Raw genomic sequence first — 1,702 nt, 5'->3', positions numbered from 1 at the left:
GGCGGCCCCGCCGGTGGTCTGCAGCGTCCGCCCGGTGCGTCGGGCGACGCGCTGCGCGGTGGTGAGCAGAGCGCCGAGCAGGACCCGTTCTGGCCCGGCGGCTCGACCGGCGACCCCTGGCGCGACCCGGGCACGCCGGTCGTCGCCGCCCCACCGCCCGGCGACGGCGACGCCCCCGGTGAGGGTCCCCGGCCCGACGGCCCCCGGCTCAGCGTCCGCGAGGTCCTGTTCGGCAAGCGGGTGCAGCCGCGCGCGCTGGCGCTGCTCGGCGTACTCGCCCTCGTCGTCGGTGCGGCGGGCGGCCTGGTCGGGCACTGGACCGCCGCCGCTGCGAGCGCACTGACCAGCCCCGGAGCCGTGCTGAGCGCGACCGAGCCCGCCCGGGAACGGCCGCCCGGCTCGGTGTCGGAGGTCGCCTCGCGGGTGCTGCCCGCGGTCGTCTCGCTGGAGGTGACCGTCGGCAACCAGGCGGGCAACGGCTCCGGCGTCGTGATCGACCCCGCTGGCTACGTGCTCACCAACGACCACGTCGTCGCGCCGGCGACCGGACCCGGCCAGGGAACCATCGAGGCCCTGTTCTCCGACGGCTCCCGCGTCCCGGCCACCGTGGTCGGTGCGGACCCGATGACCGACCTCGCGGTGGTCAAGGTGCCCGTCGCGAACCCGACGGTCGCCGCGATCGGCCGCTCCGGCGAGCTCGCCGTCGGTGACGCGGTGATCGCGATCGGGTCGCCGTTCGGCCTGGCGGGCACGGTGACGACGGGGATCGTGTCGGCCGTCGACCGCCCGGTGCGGCTCGACCCCGAGGGCAGTGCGGGCGACGCGGTGATCGACGCCGTGCAGACCGACGCCGCGATCAACCCCGGCAACTCCGGCGGCCCACTGGTGGACGCGACCGGCGCCGTCGTCGGCATCAACACCGCGATCCGCAGCGCGGGCAGCGCCGAGTCCGGGGCACAGGGCGGCTCGATCGGCCTGGGCTTCGCCATCCCGATCGACGACGCCCGCGCCATCGCCGAGGAGCTCATCCGCACCGGCCGCGTGGCGCACGCCGACCTCGGTGTCAACGCCCGCTCGGTCACCGACGGCGCCACCGACGGCGCCCAGGTGCAGAACGTCGTCGCCGGGGGACCGGCGGCCGCGGCCGGGATCGCCGACGGCGACGTCGTCGTCGACGTCGCCGGGCGCCCCATCGCCAGTGCCGACGAGCTCGTCGTCGCCGTCCGCGAACACGCCCCCGGCGAGCAGGTCCCGGTCGGTCTCGTCCGTCAGGGACGACCGCTCACCGTGACCGTCACGCTCGGGCAGCGCTAGTACCCGTACGCTGGCGCTGTGTTCGAGAACATCGGCATGCCGGAGATCCTCGTCCTGGTCGTGGCGGGGCTCTTCATCCTCGGCCCGGAGCGGCTGCCCGAGGCGGCGGCGTGGCTGGGCCGCGCCGTGCGCAAGGTCAAGGAGTTCGCCACCGGCGCCCAGGACCACCTGAAGAAGGAGCTGGGCCCGGAGTTCGACCAGATCCAGCAGCCGCTCAACGACCTGCGCAGCCTGCGCTCGCTCAACCCGCGCACCGCGATCACCCGCAGCCTGTTCTCCGACGACGGGTTCGCCGGCCCGGTCAAGCCGAACGGCTTCGCCCCCGGCGCCGGGACCGCCGCGGCGGCCGGTGGCGTGGCGGCGGCCGGTGGCGTGGCGGCGGCCGGGG

At 76.3% G+C, this 1,702-nt stretch carries 2 protein-coding genes; both read left to right on the top strand.

The window, feature by feature from the left end:
* Positions 1 to 1,314 (top strand): S1C family serine protease (locus NH602_RS30640; protein WP_253069661.1); only part of this gene is annotated, 1,314 nt, incomplete at its 5' end.
* An 18-nt stretch (positions 1,315 to 1,332) separates the two neighbouring features.
* The coding region (tatB, locus tag NH602_RS30635; protein ID WP_253069660.1) for a Sec-independent protein translocase protein TatB at positions 1,333 to 1,702 on the top strand (370 nt) is incomplete at its 3' end.

Origin of the sequence: Pseudonocardia sp. McavD-2-B (assembly GCF_024124365.1) — a bacterium.
In the GTDB taxonomy this organism is placed as follows: Bacteria; Actinomycetota; Actinomycetes; order Mycobacteriales; family Pseudonocardiaceae; genus Pseudonocardia; species Pseudonocardia alni.
The sequence above is the reverse complement of the archived record's forward strand: the minus strand, read 5'-3'. Positions and strand labels throughout refer to the sequence as shown.